Annotated in this window: 14 protein-coding genes, 2 tRNA genes and 2 pseudogenes; 5 read left to right on the forward strand and 13 right to left on the reverse strand. The window is 43.7% G+C overall.

The features are described from left to right. Window positions 1–16: 16 nt before the first annotated feature. The 8 genes and pseudogenes from GL2_RS19515 to cysC all read right to left on the reverse strand — a co-directional run bounded on the left by GL2_RS19515 (window position 17) and on the right by cysC (window position 10,078). Entirely contained in the window at window positions 17–2,818 is a 2,802-nt protein-coding gene (locus GL2_RS19515; RefSeq protein WP_143732408.1) for a hypothetical protein, read from the reverse strand. A gap of 66 nt (window positions 2,819–2,884) precedes the next feature. Then, entirely contained in the window at window positions 2,885–3,742 is an 858-nt protein-coding gene (locus tag GL2_RS19520) for a hypothetical protein (RefSeq protein WP_143732409.1), read from the reverse strand. 93 nt (window positions 3,743–3,835) lie between these two features. Beyond that, on the reverse strand, window positions 3,836–4,705 hold the full coding sequence (locus GL2_RS19525; RefSeq protein WP_143732410.1) for an NAD(+) kinase: 870 nt from the start codon (window positions 4,703–4,705) through the stop codon (window positions 3,836–3,838). A gap of 195 nt (window positions 4,706–4,900) precedes the next feature. Further along, window positions 4,901–5,884 carry a 1-aminocyclopropane-1-carboxylate deaminase/D-cysteine desulfhydrase gene (locus tag GL2_RS19530; protein ID WP_143732411.1) on the reverse strand — a complete coding sequence of 328 codons (984 nt, stop codon included), beginning with the start codon at window positions 5,882–5,884 and terminating at the stop codon, window positions 4,901–4,903. A gap of 714 nt (window positions 5,885–6,598) precedes the next feature. Next, a tRNA-Asp gene (locus GL2_RS19535) sits at window positions 6,599–6,675 on the reverse strand. A gap of 27 nt (window positions 6,676–6,702) precedes the next feature. Then, window positions 6,703–6,778, reverse strand: a tRNA-Val gene (locus GL2_RS19540). A gap of 90 nt (window positions 6,779–6,868) precedes the next feature. Continuing rightward, window positions 6,869–9,246: pseudogene (locus GL2_RS19545) on the reverse strand (DUF6351 family protein). A gap of 202 nt (window positions 9,247–9,448) precedes the next feature. Further along, on the reverse strand, window positions 9,449–10,078 hold the full coding sequence (gene cysC / locus GL2_RS19550; protein ID WP_143732412.1) for an adenylyl-sulfate kinase: 630 nt from the start codon (window positions 10,076–10,078) through the stop codon (window positions 9,449–9,451). A 1,046-nt stretch (window positions 10,079–11,124) separates the two neighbouring features. Between cysC and GL2_RS19555 the strand changes: the two genes are divergently transcribed. Together GL2_RS19555 and nhaA are read left to right on the forward strand one after the other, a co-directional pair. Then, a complete protein-coding gene (locus GL2_RS19555) occupies window positions 11,125–11,466 on the forward strand; it encodes a DUF805 domain-containing protein (RefSeq protein ID WP_143732413.1) in 342 nt (113 codons plus the stop codon). Window positions 11,467–12,051: 585 nt separating this feature from the next. Further along, window positions 12,052–13,503, forward strand: a complete 1,452-nt coding sequence (nhaA, locus tag GL2_RS19560) for a Na+/H+ antiporter NhaA (protein ID WP_143732414.1) — start codon at window positions 12,052–12,054, stop codon at window positions 13,501–13,503. Window positions 13,504–13,908: 405 nt separating this feature from the next. Here the strand turns inward: nhaA and GL2_RS19565 are convergent, their stop codons facing one another. Further along, window positions 13,909–14,304, reverse strand: coding sequence for a universal stress protein (locus tag GL2_RS19565; protein ID WP_143732415.1), 396 nt, complete (start codon window positions 14,302–14,304; stop codon window positions 13,909–13,911). 1,354 nt (window positions 14,305–15,658) lie between these two features. Between GL2_RS19565 and GL2_RS19570 the strand changes: the two genes are divergently transcribed. Both GL2_RS19570 and GL2_RS19575 read left to right on the forward strand, forming a co-directional pair. Then, the gene (locus GL2_RS19570) at window positions 15,659–15,868 is read left to right on the forward strand and encodes a hypothetical protein (protein WP_143732416.1); all 210 of its coding nucleotides are present in this window, start codon (window positions 15,659–15,661) and stop codon (window positions 15,866–15,868) included. 297 nt (window positions 15,869–16,165) lie between these two features. After that, window positions 16,166–17,134, forward strand: coding sequence for an IS30 family transposase (locus tag GL2_RS19575; protein WP_143732417.1), 969 nt, complete (start codon window positions 16,166–16,168; stop codon window positions 17,132–17,134). A gap of 365 nt (window positions 17,135–17,499) precedes the next feature. Here GL2_RS19575 and GL2_RS19580 read toward each other — a convergent pair whose 3' ends face one another. From GL2_RS19580 to GL2_RS19590, 3 genes are all read right to left on the reverse strand, one after another. Further along, window positions 17,500–18,330: a glycerophosphodiester phosphodiesterase gene (locus GL2_RS19580; RefSeq protein ID WP_143732418.1), complete on the reverse strand. Its 831-nt coding sequence runs from the start codon at window positions 18,328–18,330 to the stop codon at window positions 17,500–17,502. A gap of 651 nt (window positions 18,331–18,981) precedes the next feature. After that, entirely contained in the window at window positions 18,982–19,701 is a 720-nt protein-coding gene (locus GL2_RS19585) for an IS3 family transposase (RefSeq protein WP_143732419.1), read from the reverse strand. Window positions 19,702–19,820: 119 nt separating this feature from the next. Next, a complete protein-coding gene (locus GL2_RS19590) occupies window positions 19,821–20,174 on the reverse strand; it encodes a transposase (protein ID WP_143732420.1) in 354 nt (117 codons plus the stop codon). A gap of 745 nt (window positions 20,175–20,919) precedes the next feature. Between GL2_RS19590 and GL2_RS19595 the strand changes: the two are divergent. After that, window positions 20,920–21,861: pseudogene (locus GL2_RS19595) on the forward strand (IS110 family transposase). Window positions 21,862–21,889: 28 nt separating this feature from the next. Here the strand turns inward: GL2_RS19595 and GL2_RS19600 are convergent. Continuing rightward, a complete protein-coding gene (locus tag GL2_RS19600) occupies window positions 21,890–22,225 on the reverse strand; it encodes a hypothetical protein (protein WP_143732421.1) in 336 nt (111 codons plus the stop codon). Window positions 22,226–22,553 lie beyond the last annotated feature (328 nt).

The raw sequence follows: 22,553 nt of genomic DNA on the forward strand, positions 1-22,553 counted from the left end.
TATATACTCCAAAAAATTAATATAACGAATGAATACCAGCCTCAAGAAATTCATCCATTGCACTTCCCATATCTAGGCCAACGGCTGAGCTTCTCTTAGCGATGTTCACAAAACTTTTACCTGCGACACCAGCCCCTACCAACACCAAGTCACCCTTACAAACTACTCTCTTTAGAGTTAAAGATATTTCCTGGTAAACATATGGCAGAGCTAATTCCGATCTTATATATTTTTCATTATTGATAGTTTTATGGTGAGTTGGGATATTAACAACAATACACTCTATATCTCCCCCTATTTTCCTTTTTAAAACTTCAGGATCGCCGCTGGAAACAATAACGACCTTATTAGCTAATCGCCCCAACTGCCTAACCACTTCTAACTGATTAAAAATCGCGAGATTTGTTTTATCATCCGTGTATAAAGTTTTTCCATTATCTATTTTTTTGACACCCGCCAATACAGATAATAGACCTCGCCCCTGGATAGTCCCAACTAACGTTTTCTTCGAGTTTTCACTATCCCTTAAAAAGCGATAAATAGTAGGGACACCCAATATATCAGCTTGCTTTACAGCACTAATACCGGACGACACTAGTCCAGTAGAAATAGCATCAGGAATATGTTGCCCCCACCAATGCCGCTCACGATTTTTTGCATCTTCTTTTTTAAAAAAATCTGAGAACTCACGAAAAATATATCCCTCACCATCACTAAGGCGAATAAAAGAAAACCCTCTGCCTTTTATTAAATTCTCCTTTATTAACGACAGAAAATTATCGGCTTGACTGTTGTCCTTTGCGACATCAATATACCTTGCCCGATCCCCGAATTGATCAAATACTTTTATAACATACTTTTCATATTCAACACTTAGCTCTGGAAGAGCCTTTAAATATCGAGACTCAATCTGCTTATAATTTTGTGGTGTTTCTCGCCCCCAATCAGCCTGAACCTCCAACTTCAGCCTTTCCAGGCTGGAAAGGCTGCTATCATCATCAGGGTTGAAGAAATCTGCAAGTGCACTTGATTGTGCTGATTTCTTAGTGATAAATCGCAGATATGCAACCTTTCGATTTATACTGGCGCGCCTAATTGAAAAAGAGCTAGCTTTAGCCAAAAACTGATCCAAAATATCAACATCACCATAACGCATAATCAGATCAAAAATCTTTTTTTCTAACCATATTTTTGTCTTTTCACATTTATTATGATCTAAAGCAAATTGAAGCAGCTCACTAAGCAGGTTTATATGAGGAAAATAACCGGTCCACTCTATCTTCTTAGAAATAAGCCAAAAGTGTAAGACGGACCAACATCGTTTGACATTTACTATCCGATAGGCTTCACTTAGCTCAGCAATACGATCATCAAAGTATGTATTAAGGGTAGATACTGTCCAATAGTCATTATACTCTTCAAGCCACTTTATATTATGGGAGTATAAAAAGCTTTCTTTGAGAAAAAAAATTCCTCTAAAGAGCTGATATTCTTTGAGAGCATCTGCGCAAGAAATCCCTGAACAATTACTCATTTGCATTAGCTGATAAAAGAAAAGCTTTTCCCTTGAACTTTCAAGGAGGTTATCGCTTGACTTAAGTTCAGGTAAATAATTAGCTAAATTAGGGATAAAGCTAGGGCAATCCACTTCACACCAAAATTTTCTTCCACACTCTTCAAGAGATATTTTATAAGTCAGCCCCTCACTTTGAAACCCATAATAGTCATTCTTAATACCATCCAACTCATAATACTGAAAAACCAAACACCCCTTCGAAAGAAGCTCAATAGCCACTGACGAATTCCCACAGATTGCGACATGTGGAAAGTCCGGTATCGCATTAACGATTTCAACCCCCAAACAAGAAACTGAGTCAATATTACGCATTCCGGGATGAGGCTTAATGGAAATTTTTCCTACTAAATCATTCCCTTTCAGCTTCTCAATTAGTGCAGAAAGGCTTTCCAAGGCCACAATGCCGCTAGGATAGATCACCACTACATTTGTACCGGCCCTACGCAACTCATCTCGCCTCAAAATTACCTCATCTGGCAAGATCGTATTATCCGTTCTTGGCAGACAAATACTAGAATTTAATCTTCCCCGAGAAAGCTCGCTATAAATTATCTTTGAAGCCGAGTTTCTAAAAATTGAAAAATCAAAATCATTTTTGGGGAATCTCTTTGTAACTTCAGCATGCTGAGAATATAAAGTTGGCAGGCCAAGCAACTTGGCAACAACAAAAAAGGCAACTGCCCCAGGGGAATGATCATTTGCAGCGACAAACAACTTACTCTTAAGGCGCCTCAAAGTCTCAAGTGCGCTAAAAAATGATACTGAATAATTAACCACTTGATGCAGCAAGCCCACACTAACATCATCCCGGGACAATATAAACGCTTGAAGTGACTCATTCACTTCGGCTTTCAGAAGTTTATTGGCGGAAAACCAAAAGGGCATCGCAAAGCTATCAAGATCACGGATATTCAAGAGTTTAGATTCAAATCCATTCCTGCTCAAAAGCCCAGATATAAATTTAAACTCTTTTCTATTATTCTCCGATACCCCATAAGCTATAATTTCAGACTTCCGATCATTGCCTTTTATATCAAAAACCTCAACACTTGCTCGTCTTAAGCGCTTCTGAATAAATATCAATGCGCGGTCACTTGAAACTCTACCGTTCTCACCCCTAATCACCTTGTACTCTGGTCGATTCAGACGCTCTCCTAACACTAAATTGTAATTTGGATTTCCCTCAATTATTGCGGATACTTTCTCCAAACCCATAGCGAAACATGAACGGCAGCTATTCATAAGATAATCAAACCATGTGCCAAACAGGATTAATACAATTCACGGTGAGAGATAAAAAATTTCTTTTTAGTTTTCTCTCAGCCTTCCTAATAGCGAACGCACTAAGGAGCGTAACCTTGTGGTATAACGCCATATCAAAGGATTTTTCGGATTGACCACCTCCCTTAGCGACTTATACAGGTAGCGATAAATACTAGAAAGCAAAAAACTCCGGTAATACCTCACCTTGTTTTTTTTCATTAATAAACTCTGCATTTCTCGCTCCACTCGATGAAGCTCCGCCAGCAAAATCTCATTCTCTTCCTTTAAGCTTCTAGCCCGCTCTTTCTTATCACAGAGCTGCAGGGAATTTAATTTGAATTCCTGCAGCAACTGCGAAATAGAAGCCACCCTAATTCCATCATCATTCAACTTTAGACAATTCTCAGCTAGTCTTTTTTCAAAATACGTAGCTTTTTCATGAGACTTAATAAATTCTTTAGCCAAATATAGAGCAAGCCCTGCAGGCTCTACCAACGCATTTTTTGTGAAATCATTATTGTTACTTTCTGGATAATTTAAGGCACTTCGAATGATGCTAAAACCATGATCTTTGCAATTCATTATTTGATTATAAAAAATTACAATTGGAGAGGCCTTCATTATATTAGTTACATTTAATAGGGCCCCCGCCTCCTCCATCCATAGATTTAGGGTTTCAGAAAAATCCGCCCCAGAATCAATAGCAGTGGCAACCAATATACTTGGATGCATACAAATAAATAGCTCTTTACAGTCTTCTCCTTCATTAAGGATAGCTGCACTTTCTATCGAGAGGATATTGCTAATTACTTCAAAATTAACTGAGGCCGGGAACAAATTACCCTTAATCAAAGAAACAAATTTAGTATTAAATCCGGACATTAACCAAATACGCGCTTTCACCGGCGAAACCTCTCCCCTAGTCTTAGCTCCAACTACAATAAAGCCCCATATAGAGCTTTCAATTTACCCATACTCAAAACCCACGCAGAGATGCTAGTTAAGCCAACCCAATTTTGACCTACATGTCTCATAAAAGTTATGACCAATAGGGTGTATAAGAGTAAGTCGGTGTGGCTTTTTGTGAACTCGCACTACATCCCCAGGCTCGGTAGTCAATTGTTCATGTCCATCACATGTTACATAAGGTTTCGTGATATTTTGCTTACCAATAATAAGTTTGAATTCACTACTCCCCTCCACAACAATAGGGCGACTGGTAAGCGTATGTGGATTAAGGGGAACCAGTACTACGGCGTCCAGTTTCGGATGCATGATTGGCCCCCCGCCGGACAGCGCATAGGCAGTTGAGCCCGTAGGAGTGGAAAGTATTAGCCCATCAGAACGCTGTGTGTAAACAAACTGTCCATCTATATAGAGCTCAAACTCTATCATTCTTATGAACTCTCCGGGGTGTAGAACGATATCATTAAGGGCAGATCCGGCACCCACAGCCTTACCATTTCTGGTCACCGACATATCCAGCAAGAAGCGACTCTCAGCCATATACTTACCAGCCAGCACTTCGCCCACTTTTTGCTCTATTTGATCAGGTGTGATATCTGTTAAAAAACCTAAACGGCCACGATTAATACCTAGCAAAGGTACACTAAACTTGGCAAGGGCCCGCGCAGCCGATAGTAAACTGCCATCACCCCCAACAACGATAACCAAGTCACACAATTGCCCCAGCCTCTCCCGTGAGGATACTCGAGCTTCGTGCCCCAAAACTGCTTCTGCAGTTTCGCTTTCCAATACTATGGAAAAACCCTCACCCTCAAGGAAAGCAATTAATCGCCTTAGGGATATGACCGCACTATCACTTTCAGTTCGGCCTATCAAGCCTATATTTTGAAACTCTGACATGTTTCCCCTATCACGCACCCACAGGCCTTATCAAGTAATCAGCCAAACCCTCTACTCAAATGATTTTTACATTTACTACGTTAGCCGTCCAACACACCAAGCGGGCTATTATGCCGGAGTGAATCTCTAGAGTCGAATAGTAGATATATGATTGGCGCGTTAAAAAGGATGGAAATCAATTGCTTAGGTCACAAATTACTCGTAACCACGTAATCCTTGGAGGCCACCTGAATGCAACAGAAGTACCCTTTCCACCTCGTCACGTCTTGCCTCACAGGCCCTTCGGTGAAGGGCGTTGAATAACTTACAAGTGTATACGGGCTCCAGGGGGACGCGTTCTTGTGCCTCAAAGGCTCTCTTAAATTTCCGTAAAGGTGGCGAAAACTTGCCGTAGCCCCCGCAGTGAAAGCTGCTTAACAAGCTCTGACTACAGCCACCAAGAGACTTTTCAGAGAGCCTTTGAACATCTGCTTGCCCAGAAGCAGAATCGCAAGCCAACCTCTTAATCCAATAAGAAGCATTGGACAAAATACTATCCCCCGCCTTAAGGACCTCAACTCCCACCACAGACATACTCTGAATACTTGAGAATAGTCCCGCAAACGTAGCTCCTGTGCCACAAGCCACCCAAACTTGATCAAATGCGACAGGAGATGTTTCCTCAATTACCCGGCCTAATAATTGGACCCCCTTCACCCCAGCTAAATTAGCACCTCCTTCGGGTACAAAATAGCCCCCCTCTCTTTCCAAGCCCAAATCGAATAAAAAGCCACATGCCCCTCGCTGCCGGTACTGGGACCTCGACACAAACTCCAACTTCATACCAAAGCGTTCGGCGTCCCGCAGGGTGGCACTAAGCCTCCGAGATCTCTCGCCGCGAATAATCCCTACCGTTTGAAACCCAAATCGAGCCCCTGCAGCAGCAACAGCATGCACATGATTTGACCAAGCTCCACCACAGGTAATAATAGTCCTGACACCCTGATCTCTCGCTTTTATCAGGTTGAAAATTAGTTTGTAGGCTTTATTACCTGAAATGAGCGGATCAACTAGATCATCTCGCCTAACCCAAACATCTAAGCCAGGGAAAAGCGCATTACTCAATTGCTGGTATGGAACTTCGCGAGCTGCATCGGTAAATGCCTGCAGGTCCAGACGATCTAGAAAGCTGGGTAACATGGCTACACCTTGTTAGTACAATTTTTGTGTCAGCCTGGATAAACAACTAGCCCCCATGAATGCTCTCAGGATTACTCAGCCGCTTCACGCCCGCCAGCTGACATTTACAGCAAGGTTGGCAACGAAGCAAGAGGCCCAGCCACTCTCAAAGGATGAGCCTGCGACCTTCGCCCAACTCCAAGCTATTCCGCAGTCGCAGGTCTTTGCCCTTTAGAGGCCTTGGTCATACCGCAAAAAATGATAGCCGATACTAGGCCACACCTGCCTAGATCACCCAAACAGCTTAGTAGCACAAAAAATTTAGATCGAACAGCCCCACTTACCTGTAGCGACCCACCATACCTGGATGGCACCTAGGTTAGAGTTACTCACTAAGCAGACAGCGTAGATCTTGCTAGATTGTCATCATTAGCTGCTCACACTTACCCGCCAGAAATTCCAGCGGGCTCCAATAATTTAATATTTTTTTCAGCCGGGTATTAATGCGAAATATCGCATCGTCAATCTAGCTTTTCGGCAGCTTGCCAATTTTCATCCCTATAGGAAAAAAGCGCCTCGGCAGCCCATTGGTATTTTCGCTCAACCCACACCCCCACGAGTGATACGGTTTGGCAAAATAAATATCGCAGCGACTGCCACTTATCGCTGACCACAAGGTGGAAATGGAAACCCCAAATACGAAAAAGCCCTCACGAAGGAGGGCTTTTTCGTATTTGGCGGACCGGACGGGACTCGAACCCGCGACCTCCGGCGTGACAGGCCGGCATTCTAACCAACTGAACTACCGGTCCTCGGTAGTGCACTTCCCAAAGGGAAGTTGGTGGGTGGTACAGGGGTCGAACCTGTGACCTACGGCTTGTAAGGCCGTCGCTCTCCCAACTGAGCTAACCACCCAATGCTCTTTTCTGTAAGGGCCTTGCCCCCCTTGAGCGAGGCGCATATTACCGGAATGGATTTCCCTGTCAACAATTTTTGCGCCAAATTTTAAAGCTCCTGCTCTGGTACTCCTTCCACTGGAACAGATACCGGAGCACTCTTGATCTCAGCCTCTTCCGCACTAGCCCCCTGAAGAACCTTACCCTGCCGGTAATCTGGATCAATCAAATGACCCGCTATCTTCACTGGAATTCCCCGCGGAATTAACTGATCTTTGGGCCGTGCCAAATCCTGTTCATTGTAATTGCATACCCCAGTTGGAAATATGCGTAACAAATCATCTATTCGGCCGGTAATTTCTTCTGTATGAGGACCGTACACTCCCTTAGCTAGGGCCCGCTCCACAGGCTGCAGCGCACATTTGAAAACGTCGTCAGTGATTGGTGCTCCAGCCTCTTGCCTGGAGGTGCTATGGATAGGGTATTCACGCATACACTTACCAGAGGCCAAGCCATTCCACTCCCCATTCCAGACTTCAGAGCCAGCAGCCAACACATTACCTTTCTTGTCGAAACAACGGTCATGAGCATCTTCCGGGCGATTGCCAACCACTCCCTTGGATGGATTTTCGACAATGTTCGACATCCAGCGATCAATAACGTCAAGGGCCTCACCAAGCGGGTTGTAGTCTTTATGACTCATCCAAATCAACTGATTCTCTGCATGACCACGAGCTCGGCGAATACGTTCACGGGCAGAAAAAGAAGCTGAGCTATGATGCATATCAGGTTTTTTGTCCAGATAGTGGCGCATATCCACTATCGGAATTTCAACATCCCCAAGAAAAACATGGCCCGAACGATAAACTCCATTAATTGCCTCCAAACTGGCACGACTGCGCTTAGCTGGATTGGCTATTGTGCCAGTATTTAAGTTCTGCTCACTCCATACAGAAAGCCTCACAGGCAGCAACCCGCCGTTCAGGAACCATAACTTCTCATCGCTCTGGTTCTCCTGGGCTTTCCACCCCCCGATTGATGCATTGACCTTTAGGAAAGTATCGATACTGATATCGCCATTTACCAAGGCCTTCAACCCATATTGAACACCTTCGTTATCCCAGGTGGTGTTAGCATAACCATTCTCTCCAGCCCCATAAAATTGACGCAGATTCTCCCAGTGTGTCCAATGCACCTTATCGAAAAGATCCTCAGAAAAGCTCTTAAAAAAATGCACAAAGTTAGGGTTGTTGACCAGTGGCACCAATCCACGCCAGCCTTCTACGCACTCAGTAGCTCCATTGGCGCGATTTCTATAGCGACTATCAAAAAGTGATGCAGCTACGCTGATTATATTAAAGCGACTGTTTACATTAGAGTTTGCAGCCAGCCCTTGAATAACCGACCTCTCCTCTGCATCGCCCCAGCGGGTATTGTCAGCATCCTGCACATCAAAAAAGTATTCCAAAGGTTCGCAATCAAACGCATAAATGGTTTGAGTAACCATGTCTGGGTAGGAATAAAGAGGAATAGCGGCATCCAATAAGCCCGGCGCGTTTTGTGCAAACAAATATTGCTGTATTGCCCCGCCTGAGCCACCGACACCCACGGTATACATCGGCTCGCCATAGAGAGCCTCAAACTGCTTCTTCAGTCTGCGCGCAGTATCTTCCGCCAGCCACATGTTGTAGTGATTACGGGTCTGATTTGCTGTTGAGTAGACAATTGCATATCCACGCGCCAATTGATCCATACGTCGCCTGGTCACATCTCCCTTGTTTAGATTTCCCTGGCGCCCACCAATACCAACCCCCCCCTGAATTGATAGATCAAGCGTCGATTCCAATTACTGCCATTTGGTGCCTCTGCAGTCTCCCCCTCTCCTCGCAGCGCGGCAATCGCGTAAAAGTGGCGGTTGATGGTGCCGGTCTCTACACGCACAATAAAATCCACCTGGCGACCATTTACAGTCACTTTATCGATGTCATTACGCGCTTCAAACAAGTATCGGAACTGTCCATCAATTGTGCTGCGGTAGAAGTAAGTGACCTCCGTTGCATGGCTGCAATCACGACTGTAGCCGATCACTTCCTTCGTTTTTTCACCCGCCGCATTCAATGCAAATACAGGCACACCCTCTTTAGCCTGGTTATCAACCAACGGTTGCTTTTTCGTAATAGCATTTCTACCGCAGAAGAATGGATACTTGGATGGGCCTGTAAATAATGTCTCCACAGGCCCCACTTCCCCTATTAAGACGGGAAATGGGAAGTACTCTGGCGGGCGTGACATCATTCTAGGGTGAGGGCCGGTATAGGCCGGAGCAGGACCGTAGTCCAGTGCACCGTCAGGCACTCCAACTACAGGGGCATCCACTTTTCCATGCACTTTTGGCAGCTTCTCATACGCAACCCATGCAACTGCCCCCAGCACAGCCAATAGCAGCAAGAAAAAAACAGAGAGAAACCATACTCCCCTTGTCGACATAAGTGCCTCCACAGCTGTCAACTTCTCTACTTGGTACAGGTTGAGTATATGAAGGGATAAGGAGGGCAACCGCTAGTTGGCGCCAGTAAGGACTCCTAGGAGGGAAGTAACAATAGCAGGGGGTGCCGGATCTAATTAAGAAGAGCTAAAAGAAAAGGGGAAGCTCACACGACTCCCCTCTCCAGGTGGCCTCTGCAAGAACTCAGTCCTTGGAAAGGATACCTTTCTCTTGAAGCGTGGATAAGATTACCTCAACCTCTTGATCGAGGGTCATCTCAGCAGTATTGAGATGCAACTCGGGGGAAACCGGAGCCTCATAGGGGTCATCAATGCCGGTGAAACCTTTAATTTCCCCTGCTCGCGCTTTTTTATATAGCCCTTTGGGGTCGCGAGATTCAGCCTCTTCCAGCGGGCAATCAACAAATACCTCCAAGTATGGAAGACCGCCTGTCTCATGCATCTTCCGGACCATATCACGATCTTCACGGTATGGACTGATAAAACTGCTCAATACCACAATACCGGTATCCGCAAACAGCTTGGAGATCTCCCCTACCCGGCGGATATTCTCCTGACGATCTTCCGCAGAGAAACCCAGGTTGGAGTTGATACCCAGGCGAATATTGTCACCATCCAGGCGATAGCTCAGGACGCCGCGAGCAGCCAGTGCCCTCTCTACAGCAACCGCTACAGTACTCTTACCAGAACCAGACAGGCCAGTGAACCAAAGGGTCACGCCCTTATGGCCAAGGATCCCGGCCCTATTCTCACGGGTCACATCACCTTCATGCCAATGAACATTGGTTGCTTTACGTTCAGCTGTAGTAGTCACCGATTACTCCAAGTTTAAATTACTTTTTCCTGCACTCCCTGCAGAACCACTGGACATGCGCATCAGCACTCCCGGGGAGTTTGGGCGCCAATTATCATGTATCCGAGGGGATAACGTAAAGGGATTGCTTATAGCATATTCAGGGGCTGTTCTTCACCAGCTGCATAAGGGGGTTCAGATAAAAATTTCCCTTCATAAAGCTCATAATTACAGCAATTGGCTAATCATTATTCTTTTAAAGCAATATACTCCTAAAGAAGAATCATGCACAACCTACAAGGTCATTCTCTGGCCCAACCAGGCTTCACCGGAGAGGGGATGATTCTCTGGGCTAGTAATAACTGATCAGAGGAGGTCGAATTATCACCCTATATTGAGATTTCACTAAGGGCTATGTGCCGGCCGTACCATTTCAACGCCTGACGTTACCCGGATATGAAACCCAAACTATCGGCCCTGAAATTATTGAACCCCCAAATATCCCCACCTCCATTTACGACATCGGTAGCCGCTATCGAGCAGTTAGAAATGCATGAGGCCCATAGTATTAAATATAGAGCGACTGAAAAATAACTATACGGGTCATGTGGTTGCAACAATTAGTAATTTAAAATTACCAAGGATTGATTAATGTTTATCTCCATAACAGGACAATGATATGCAATAATACACCCTAAATATAAATGACCTTCAACCACCGCTACTCTCAGGCTACATAGTTAAGAACTGCCAGAGTGGAAACCCCAACGCTCAAATAGGCATCCACCTTTTCGCTCGAAAGAAAAAGCATACAATTACCCAGGCCTGTAACAACGTGTATATCACAACAGCTTGAAATTGAGAATAATACGATTATTATTGCGCGCCTCTCAGCAAGTGAAACTTAAAGCGCAAATACTCAACCCTCTCTTTAAGCCCTTTTCAGCGGACTGATTGGGCTTGATGCAGCTTTCATGACACCATAGGTCTCTAGGGAACCCGCAGTAAATTATACAGTTTGAGCCTTACTGCAAGTTGAATTACTTATCACCCACCAAGGAACAATAATGAAGTATTTTTTAGATGCACTCAGCAAATATGCAGATTTCACGGGTCGTGCTCGCCGCACCGAATTTTGGATGTTTACCCTGATTTACATTGTTTTATCCATTGGTGTAAGCCTACTGGACGTTCTGCTTGGAGCCGGCTTCCTCGCAATTTTATTTGCCCTTGCATTGCTAGTCCCTACCATTAGCATCACTGCTCGCCGTCTGCACGACACCGGAAGGAGCGGCTGGTGGCAGCTTTTAAATTTGATCCCCCTAATTGGCGGTATAATTCTTATCATTTTCCTCATACTTGACAGCACTGAGGAAAACAAATGGGGCACCAGCCCTAAGTTTGCTTAAATGATATCGAGGGGTGACTTATTCAGTTGACCTGGCTTATAGCCAAATATTTAACTTAAAATCCTCACCCCTCGACCACCCAAAAATCTACCAGAAGCACCAAAAAACACCCTTAATTAACTGCTCACCTCGAAAACATATAAAACTGTGAAAAACACCAAGGACTACCATACCCCCAAATTTCACCCAGCAAAAATCATGCAACCCCCTATTTAAACAATGTTCAACCTATACAAATCCAGATAAATCACCACTATATTATACGAGCAACCCAAAGGGTGATGCACTTCAGAGTTGAATGTAGGTTACATATCTTCAACTTTAATCACCCCACTATAAATGTGGATTTTATAATTCCACTCCTAAAACCAAGCGTCCTTAACTTTGATTGATTGATTGATCCATTCTCGTTCATCGAGCATCAAATCCTGACTTTTATAAAAAAAAACATACAAATCATGATAAGCAAGAAGGGCCTTTTAATCTGGTTAATGACATGGTGGTCGTGCTAATCTCTGCCTACAACAGGCAAAAAACAGCCCCACGTTTTGTAGGGCTTAGCCTTGAATAAGAGGATGTTAACCAATGACGAAAGGTGTTTTGGATAGATTCAAGATTCGCAAGGGGAAGGTTTTTGAAGCACCATTGGAAGAAGCATTTGGCCGCCTAGTTACTCCTTTTGAAGAATTTATTCATCGTCAAAGTAGTAGTGGTATTTTACTGATGTTGTCGGCATTGGCAGCATTAATTATTGCCAACTCCCCACTCCAAGAAGTTTACAAGCACCTCCTACACATGCCTATCAGTCTAGGCACTGGTGAGTGGAAGCTTTCTCTTTCTCTACACCACTGGATCAATGATGGCCTGATGGCCATCTTCTTTTTTCTCGTAGGACTTGAGCTCAAACGTGAGTTTCTAGTGGGAGAGCTTTCAGACCTTCGCCAGGCAGTATTACCTATAATGGCAGCTATCGGAGGCATGGTAGTACCTGCTCTATTGTACACCTCCCTTAATTTGGATGGTGAAGCGGAACGCGGTTGGGGTATCCCCATGGCCACAGACATTGCCTTTGCTGTGGGCTGCATTGCCCTGTTAGGAAACCGGGTACCCCGCGCAGTAGTCACATTCCTGGTTGGTTTGGCCATTGTCGATGACCTGGGCGCAATTCTTGTAATTGCAATCTGGTATACCGAGCAGGTGAATATTACCGCCCTAGTCGCTTCAGTCTGCCTAATTGCAATCATGGGGCTACTCAATGCCGCTGGAGTCCGTCGGTCCTCAGCCTATATCTTTCTTGGGGTGTTATTGTGGTACGGACTCTACTTAGCCGGTGTTCACGCCACCCTTGCCGGCGTGATTACTGCGATGGCATTGCCCGCCAAACCGAAGTATGATCCCGTGGCATTTAGTACCTTTGTGAAGGATATCATCCGCAGTTTCGATCGCAGCTTCCGTCCTGGTGACAAGATCATTGCCAACGATGAACTACGTGCTCGGGTAATGGCCTTGGGGAATGGCGTGAGCCTTGCTCAATCACCCCTACAGCGAATGGAAACCCGTCTACACATCCCAGTAGGCTTCCTGGTGATTCCCATTTTTGCTCTGGCAAATGCTGGTATTCCTTTCGATAGTTTTAGTAGCTCAGCAGCAGTAATTAACCCTGTCACCCTTGGGGTTATCGGGGGGCTCGTTGTAGGAAAATTGATAGGTATTGTTGGCGCAACCTGGATAGGTTGGAAGCTAGGCTGGGGTAAACTGCCCAAAGGAGCTAACTTCCAGCATATTGTTGGAGTGTCATTACTCGCCGGTATTGGATTTACTATGTCAATCTTTATCGCCGAACTGGCATTCAGCTCTCAATATGAACTGCTTACCCAGGCCAAAGCAGGCATCTTATTGGCATCAGTCATAGCTGGTACTGCTGGTTTTTTGGTGTTGCGCAACGCACCGGTATCCGAAAATATTGAAGGCGAAGCCCCTGAAGCCGAGAAGGCTATGAGCGGCCAGTCATCCTTCTCGGCTCGCCCTTCACCATGAGGATTTTCTACTAGCAACACCTTTAACCCCCCCCTCAGAATCCAGCATCTCACCAGCCGGGCAACCCGTGGTTGCCCGGCCTTTTATTACACAAACCTCAGAAACGGTACTTTATAGTTTTCGCCACATTCAACCCAACATTTACCCAAGTGCAAAGATCATTACACTTAATGCTTTTCCAAACCTTAATATAAAATAACTTTAGGAAGAAACCTAAGAGAATCATCTCAAACCACTACATATCCCGCGAAGGTCCGGCATTGGCGGGAAGCGTAGGAATAAGGCTTTCAGGTCATTCCATGTACTACTGATCATCCAGTTTTGAAACTGACCTGACATAAAAATCAAAACAGCGGTCATTATGAAGTAGAGAAACTAATGTGAACTTTAAGTAATCATCACGCATTAAACTCTAACTAGAGTTACATCACAGTATGCATAATTCACTATACTATTGGCGGTAGAGCCAATAAGAGAGCTTAACCCCCTCTTGGAGTGCGTCCCAAGGACGATCAAATCTGCTTTTCTTTTTTCAGCCTCTTTACATATTACCTCGTAAGGCTTACCAACCTTCAGGGCTCGATTCCGCTTCGTTATACCAAAATCAGATGTAATCTCATCAAATTTCGGAATGGCACTTTCTTTAAGCTCCTGCTGATAGTCCTTAGGCAGGAAACTATAGGGCAGAACATTTAAAACAATTAATTTACTATCAAACTTCTTTGACAATTCCACCGCCTTTGATAGCACAAATCTGCCCTCCTGAGAAGCCTCAATGGCACATAGGATAGTCTTATACATATCATCTTCTCCTTGTAACTTTAAGCCTACTATGCAGGCTTTAGATTCAAATCAATATCTATAGCAGCTTCTATTTCCAGCATAACCTTTATACGATTGAAACTTCAATACCTAACATTCCATGTAGCCTGCAGCGACCAAACTCCTTTCATAACACCTGAAGACATAACACAATTAACTTGACACCAATTTGATGTATATCAAAAGAATAGCGATACTGGCACCCAGAAAAGGAGTCACTAGCAATTAAACATCAAAATTTCACCTTTCCCGATGAAAGATCCATGTATTTAAAGGATCCTCCCCTAAAAAAAAGCAATCCTAAATCTAAAACCCAGACAAACCAAATTGCCCGCAACCCGTTAAAATACGACCCCAAACTTACACCGAATAAGATAGTTTCAGAGAGTCAAACCAGATAAATTGGCACCTTCAATCTAAGGAATACCAATTTTTATATGTAAATATTTTTCCAGTCTCCAGTTGATCATGAAGGTATGCAAGAGAATATTTGCTGACACAAAAATAAATAAACCTCAAACTCACCAAGCATTATCGGCATTTGACAGCCATAAAATTACCCTCCTATAAGCAGGTGTCAATTGATAATTCTTTGCGCAGAAATCGCACAAGTAATATAGGAACATTCTACACAGGAGGATAAATAACTGCCCACCCTAAAAACAAGTAACGATAACTCACTAGACGCTCGAGGAATTACAATATTTTTTACTGCACGTATCTCGACATGCCCCTCTAGTATCACATTTCGAAGCCCCTACATTTCTGCAAAAAAGTCAGATCAAATTTTGCACCCTTACCATAAAGGATATTGTATTTTCGCCAGCAAGATCAGTTCATGAATCCTCCCCCACAACAAAAAAGTTCCCCCCCCGGAAACCCTTAACGCCAAAATAATTAATGCTATCGAATTAGATTAAGATAATCTGTTGCTCAAACCCAATAATACCACCATGCTATCTTCCCAGTAATTTGAGATGATTTCAGTTTCAATACCAACTATACATTTGACCCAATATAGTGACCCATACGCCCACAATACTATCCAGCATACAATCCGACCAATAAAAGACCAAAATCTGTACAAACAGAGCCCTCAATATTCTGGTAAAACTTTCATAAATCTAATTATCTCACCATGAGTATGTTACTGTTAAGACCACGAGGAAGATTAGCATTTATGGCGGTCATTTTTTCTTTCTCGATGATTTTCCCGATACCTTTGTTTATTTCCATAGTTATTAGTGAAACTAAAGGAACAATACGCCAAGAGGGTTTAATATTATTCTTCAACCCCAAGGTAATTTAATTCCATACACTGGAGGAATTGACCATGTCCGACTTTATTGAAATATCAAAATTAGCAAGCCCTATCTATTCAAATGGCCGAAAAGCATCCCGGGCTCACGCTGTAACCATCGCACTTGAGATAATCCGCACTAAAGCAGGCTCACACGGAGATGATATCCATTTAGAACAAGAGTTTGAGAACTTAACAAAATATGCAGACTTAATTCAGGCAGCGATGGAAAGCGAAAGATAGCTCCCTTTCTCACTTATCAATTAACCGCACCAGTTTACTATCAGTGCACTGGTGCGGCTCCTGATACAGAAGCAGCGAAAATTACTAGCCACCCCACTCTACGAGGCAGGTGAACTTGCCATGGATTTATTTAAGGCCAACCAGGTGCAAAAACCTCTTTTTAGATTGCCTTTTTTACACCCAAATCAATAAACTTGCCCTTAAAGGTAATCCTTGGTTTCGGATAATAAGTGCAATTGGTAAGGGAGGGCTCAGCTGGTAGAGTCGGCACCTCTCCCGACCAAGCGAAAGGCACTGATGAGCTACTACCAACTGAGCGAGAACGAACGATACCAGATTTACAGCTTAAGAAAAGCCGGACACTCTCAGAAAGTAATAGCAAAATTGTTAGAGAGGCATCCCTCGACGATCAGCCGAGAGCTGCGACGTAATACAGGCTTACGAGGATATCGGCCAGGACAAGCACATACCCTTGCGGAGCTAAGACGCCAGCAAGCGTATAAGGCACAGAAAGTGACTGATAGCGTGTGGCAACAAATAGATACCCTAACTCGGAAAGAATTAAGTCCTCAGCAGACTGCAAGCTATTTAAGGAGACATACGGGTGTATCGTTACATCATGAGACGATCTATCAACTTATTTATTTAGATCAGACAAATGGTGGAGGCTTATACAAGCATCTTAGGGTTGCATCAAAGCCCTATCGCAAGCGCTACGGGAAGTATGATCGATGCGGAAAGATCAAAAACAGAGTGAGCATAGATGATCGGCCAGCAGTTGTTGATCGGATGAATCGGATAGGTGACTGGGAAGGTGATACCATTATAGGCAAGGGACGTGGCGGAGCTTTGCTGACTATGGTTGAACGCAAGACGTTATACACGGTTATTGTTAGATTGACAGGTAAACGATCAGACTTGTTGGCTGAAGCAGCGGTTAGTCATATGGTGAGCATCAAAGATAAAATCAAAACAATTACCTTCGACAATGGTCTTGAATTCTCTGGCCATGAAACGATTGCAGAAGGCTTAGACGCTGAAATTTACTTTGCTCACCCATATTCATCCTGGGAGAGAGGGATCAATGAAAATACTAACGGCCTCATTCGACAGTATTTCCCAAAGGGTACCGACTTTAATAAAGTAACAGACGAGCAGGTTCAATTTGTAATGGATCGCCTGAATAGTAGACCAAGAGCGAGTCGGGGTGAAAGATCACCGAATGAATTATTTATGGGGCTGCAAGATGATCTGCTTGCAGCATAAAGGGGTTGCAATTATTACTTGAAACCAAGATCTTTAAAAATTAGCACGGACCTCTGAAAGTCATTTTTACATTAACAGCCTGATCTGTTGAGTAGTCCACACTGCAACCAACCAGGTATTAAGTGCGGACGACGATAGACCAGAATCTACCCTGTAAAATTGTTGTTTTGGAGCATGCAGGCTTGGAGAGTTTTCAGCAAAAAAACCGGCACAAGGGCCGGGTTTAAAAGAATTCTCAATCGCTACAATATATTCCCTTTAACTTACCTGGGGCACACACTTCACCGTTAACATTCAGCCTACCCTACCGATCAAGGCTTTACATGCCAGCTATTATTACGAAGAGATTACAAGCAACATAAAATTTAGCGCTCTCCAGCATCTACAAGCGCCTGATAAATACGATCAGGATAATCGCCAATAATACCATCTACGCCCAATGAAATACTGCGCTCAATTTGGTCCTCATCATTGACTGTCCATAGATCAACAACCACCCCTTTTTTCTGGAAAAAACGCACATATGGTTTGGTTGTAATACTATATGGCAACTGAGCAACATCAAATTTAGGCTTAAAAGCCCAGCCGAACCCCGTGCTCCAAGCAAGACTTGCCTCGATAAGTTCACCAATGGTTGCACTGGTTCTTACTTCACCACCGCTAATATCACGGAAATGATTCATGGCTTTACTATGTTGGCTGGCAACGGTAACTTGGTGCTCCATTCGATAGTCTGAAATAACCTGCCAAAGTACTTCTGAGAGCACTTTGTCGTTAGGCTTAATTTCTACATTAAAGATTCCATCAGGATAACGCTCAAATAATTCATTCAAAGTTAGTAAGCTAAGGCCTTGGTTTCGAAAGGGATAGCTATTGCCGCCATCAAGTGTGAATTCGTGCCCGGCATCCAAAGCCTTGATTTCACTCAAGGTCAAATCCTCGATCTTATCTGAAATTCCAACATTATCTTTGAGGTCAGCATCATGATTAACGATAATGTAATTATCTTTAGATAAGTGCACGTCCAGCTCCAGAATATCTGCACCCTGCTCCAGCCCCATATCAAATGCCAATGCTGTACTTTGAGGGTATTCTCCAGATGCACCCCTATGAGCAAGAATCTCTACTGACAAGGCTTGATTGCAAAAACTGACACCAATAGCAAAACAGGCCATAGCTTTAAATATCATTTTCATTTAGTAAATTCCCTTTATTATTAAGAGATAAACCACCATACAAAATACAGAAAAACACCAATTAAATTTGCAAGGCTAAAAGAACTAGAAATTAGGAACTCAAGCTTACTTTCTCACATATGAATCATAAAGAGCCCCTAGCACCCTCCAACGTAACACCCGAACCAATCACCCATCTTGATAACAAAAATATTTCTTATACGCCTCAATAGATTTAATAGAATATTTTTTATTATCTCTTACTGGTTGAAATACATTTTTGTTATGATAGCTCAAGGACAAAAGATAAGGCTTAGCTGGTGCCCCAGCTTAAATCTATGAACTTGATTAATGCAACAACCATTTAGATCAATAATCGGAATCAGCGCACATATTCCCCCTCTCAACTTTATTAAATAAGGTATTTCAATTTAGCTCTCCATGATTCGACCAAGAGACTCACTGATTCACCACTTATAGCATCATTAAAGGCAAACCAAAGGAATTTGATAGCGTATTGCAGTGGTCCCAAATAATTCTCTTAGAAACCATGTACGAGCTTTGTAAGTAGAAAGAGTTAAAGCGCGAGATAGTATATGTACCCCATCTAATCGACGGTGGCACCGAGAATAGAAGCCTCCCCCTTAAAGTAGACGCCACCTTATATTCATCTTATGCGGCCATTCTTTCATATTCATCTGGGCTTTTGAACCCAAGTGAACCATGTCTTCTTTTAAAGTTATAGTACCTATCAAGATACCAAGCTAAGTTAGCTCTTAGCTCCTCAACGGACTCAAAATTAAATCCTTTAAAACTCTCAGTTTTCAGTGTTTGAAAAAATGATTCTACATACACATTATCATTCATAAATCCTGGACGATTCATGCTCGGCTCAATACCCAGTTCTTTGAGTCGGTTTTGGTATGCATAAGCACCGTACTCAGACCCTCGGTCGCTGTGAAATATTAGATCTGATTCTATATTTCTGCGACGGACGGCTTTATTTAGCGCTGACAGTGTTAGTTCAACAGTTCGAGTATCCGATAGCTCCCAACCCAACACTTTCCGGGAGTAAAGATCAATAATCACTGCTAAATATTGCCATTGCCCATTGATCTTCAGATAAGTTACATCACCAGCCCATTGAGAGTCTGGCTTACTCGGCATACCATGCTCTCTTTGTAAATTTTCAACCTTAATGCAAGGATTTCCAGGCAAAGGGCGTCGACGATAGATCCTTCCAGCTTTCCCCACGATTCCAGCCTCTCTCATAAGGCGTTCAACGCGTTTGTGATTTATTCGTTCACCCTTAGCTTTCAGTTCTGCGCTAATTCTTGGACTTCCATAATTACCATCATGCTGCGTATAGATAGCTTCGATACACCCTAGAATTCACCTATTTTCTATGTCACGAGTGCTCTCATCGCGGTTGAGCCACTTATAAAACCCTTGGGGTGAAACATTCAAGTATCTACATAAGTACCTGACACCAAAGTCTGATCGATTAAGAGCTATGAACGAGAATCTTTCGGCTTTGGATCTTTCAGGTACATTTCCCACTTTTTTAGGAAATCATTCTCCTTTTGCAATTTCTCGACCTGCTTTTTTAGACGTCTTATCTCTTTATCATCGGTTTGAGACCAATTTTTCGTTGTTTTTGTCATACTTATTCTACGGCTGGGCTTCTCGACCAGCTTGCCTTCTCTACTTTCCTGTCGCCATCTATACACCATTACTGGATGCAAACCAATAATGTTGGCGATAGTAGTCGTATCTACTTTCAGTTGATTAGTGAGAGCTACCACTCTAACTTTGAACTCTGTTGAATATTCAACAACTCGCTCTTCACTCAGTATTTTCGGCATTTTTTCCTACCCTATTCAAAAGGTAGGCGTCTACTCAATGGGGGAAGGTTTCGGTGGAAGCCACGCAGTGGCTGGAACGAACATCACCCACTTATTATACCGTATATGGCTAATTTATTTTTGATCAACCCATACAATAATCTTTTTCCATTCATCCCTTTTAGCTAGGTTTTTACAGTCGAATTCCGTTAACCCGCCTCTAGGCCACAACCCAGCGAAACAAAGTTCCGCTTTTGTATCAACTAAGTAAATATAGCCTTGATGTATCTGTTGAGTGTACATCCCATTAGACCTTTCTTTAATCTTGGGCGGTTTGTCAGCGAAAACACACTGACTAAATAGAACTGAAGCTACAGCAAATATAATTCTTTTCTTCATCTAATAAATCTCATCTTTCTGAACCGAGGTATAACGCCCAGCGCAGGCACAGCCAGCGCGGAGCGCAATTTGTGTTAATGTTTGAGCGCCAGCGAGTAACACAAAAGGTGCGTAGCGTTGGCTGTCGCTATGCCGCTGCTTGTATGGTTGTTCTTGCCTGATTCTGATGTTGAAAATCCTTTTCGCTAATGGGTAAATTGAGACCCACCTTCGGCGGCCACCGAAGGCCTTGTTTATCACAGTTCGCTGCAGCGCCGGTTCGTAAAAGACCGATAACAAGTATGAACGTGATAAGCACTCACTAGGCATAACTCGAATAGTCATGTGGGCCTCGAGCCCGAATAGCAAGGCGGAGATAGCTTATCTTATGGAACCTCAAGAGATCAATGTCGGTATCGATACTAGCAGCAAACAGCTCGATATCTTTGTGAGACCAACTGGCCAATTCTTTAGTGTTACCAATGATAAGGATGGTATTAAGGACGCCATTAAACAACTACAACCCCTTAAACCCAAAAGAGTACTTATCGAGTCCACAGGAAGGCTTGAACTGGAGTTTGTCTGTGCTGCTCACAAAGCGGGACTGCCGATTGTTGTTTGCAATCCTTCGCAGGTAAGAAACTTTGCAAAGTCAGCGGGGCGACTCGCCAAAACTGACAAGCTGGATGCTGTCGACATTGCTCACTTTGGGGAGGCAATGAAGCCGAGGCTATCGTCGATAAAACCTGAAAAATTAAGGAATATCAGTGATTTACTGGTTGTAAGAAGCCAGTGCTTGGAGATGGGCACCATGCAAAAGAACCGCCTTAATCGAATGCCTAAATCTGTACACAAACCTATTCAAGCCATATTGAAAGCCATTAAAAAAGAGTTATAAGTAATCGACAAGCAGCTGGATAAACTCGTTAGCAGTATTGCCGAGTGGCGACAAAAACGTGACCTATTGTTAAGTGCTAAAGGGGTCGGGAATGTGTTGGCCTACACCCTGATGAGCGAACTACCGGAATTGGGAAAACTGAACCGAAAAGAGATTGCTGCACTCGTTGGTATCGCCCCAATGAACCGAGATAGCGGCAGCTTCCAGGGCAAGAGATATATTCGAGGCGGAAGGCATCGCGTACGCACAGTTCTGTTTGTCTCCATCATGTCGGCCATCCAGTGCCATCCTAAATTAAAGCCAATGTATAAACGCTTAGTCGACGCTGGCAAGCCTAAGAAAGTGGCCCTCATTGCATGTATGAGAAAGCAACTTACCATTCTGAATACGATGGTAAAAAACAACACATACTGGGATGAAAATATGGCTTAAAAGCTTGACGAAGAACCATAGTCACTTGTTAGGCACCAGGGAATGACTCGCTAGCTGCCGACAGGAGCGCTGCCCAGAGCTTGCTACGCAGATCGTCTAATGGCAGTGATTGTGAATAAACCACGAAGATTTCTCGATCCGCGTGCTCAGCACCGGATACACCATCAATTGCGGAAAACCTTTCTTCTAGTCCATCAAATGACTCAGAGCCAAGATAATATTCAAGACCTTCATAAACAGAAAGGATGTAGACACCTTCTTCTCCTGCACCCTGCAAATTAAAGTGCAAGCTTTCTATAGAGGGTGGGTGACCGATTTCAGATCGGACGTCCAGATCTGCGCCCTCGGGTATTGACTCTGCCATAACTGTACTCGACACAAAAACCAATATTGAGATTAATACTTCTTTCACGCTTTATTCTGACTAACAGTTTATTAAAGAGCCAGTGGCTCACTATCCATTTGGCCACTATTTCTGGAATGGAGCCTTCAAGCTCCATAAAAAAAGCCCTTATTTACAGCAGGTTATAAACTGCCGTCTAAATAGTAACCAGAGATAGTAAGCCATTGGCTCAAGTCGTCTGGTTCAACTTCCCGCTCTTGAGCACATTTTACCCATAATTAAATCAATAAGTTAGGGGGGATCTTTCTGCAGATGTAAGCCATGGCTCTATAATTCGGGCCTTCGCACT

The organism is Microbulbifer sp. GL-2, assembly GCF_007183175.1.
In the GTDB taxonomy this organism is placed as follows: Bacteria; Pseudomonadota; Gammaproteobacteria; order Pseudomonadales; family Cellvibrionaceae; genus Microbulbifer.

Coding starts and splice junctions, on each gene's coding strand:
- GL2_RS19515 (WP_143732408.1), bottom strand. CDS start 2,818: ATGAATAGCTGCCGTTCATGTTTCGCTATGGGTTTGGAGAAAGTATCC.
- GL2_RS19525 (WP_143732410.1), bottom strand. CDS start 4,705: ATGTCAGAGTTTCAAAATATAGGCTTGATAGGCCGAACTGAAAGTGAT.
- GL2_RS19530 (WP_143732411.1), bottom strand. CDS start 5,884: ATGTTACCCAGCTTTCTAGATCGTCTGGACCTGCAGGCATTTACCGAT.
- GL2_RS19555 (WP_143732413.1), top strand. CDS start 11,125: ATGAAGTATTTTTTAGATGCACTCAGCAAATATGCAGATTTCACGGGT.
- nhaA (WP_143732414.1), top strand. CDS start 12,052: ATGACGAAAGGTGTTTTGGATAGATTCAAGATTCGCAAGGGGAAGGTT.
- GL2_RS19565 (WP_143732415.1), bottom strand. CDS start 14,304: ATGTATAAGACTATCCTATGTGCCATTGAGGCTTCTCAGGAGGGCAGA.
- GL2_RS19570 (WP_143732416.1), top strand. CDS start 15,659: ATGTCCGACTTTATTGAAATATCAAAATTAGCAAGCCCTATCTATTCA.
- GL2_RS19575 (WP_143732417.1), top strand. CDS start 16,166: ATGAGCTACTACCAACTGAGCGAGAACGAACGATACCAGATTTACAGC.
- GL2_RS19580 (WP_143732418.1), bottom strand. CDS start 18,330: ATGAAAATGATATTTAAAGCTATGGCCTGTTTTGCTATTGGTGTCAGT.
- GL2_RS19590 (WP_143732420.1), bottom strand. CDS start 20,174: ATGCCGAAAATACTGAGTGAAGAGCGAGTTGTTGAATATTCAACAGAG.
- GL2_RS19600 (WP_143732421.1), bottom strand. CDS start 22,225: ATGGCAGAGTCAATACCCGAGGGCGCAGATCTGGACGTCCGATCTGAA.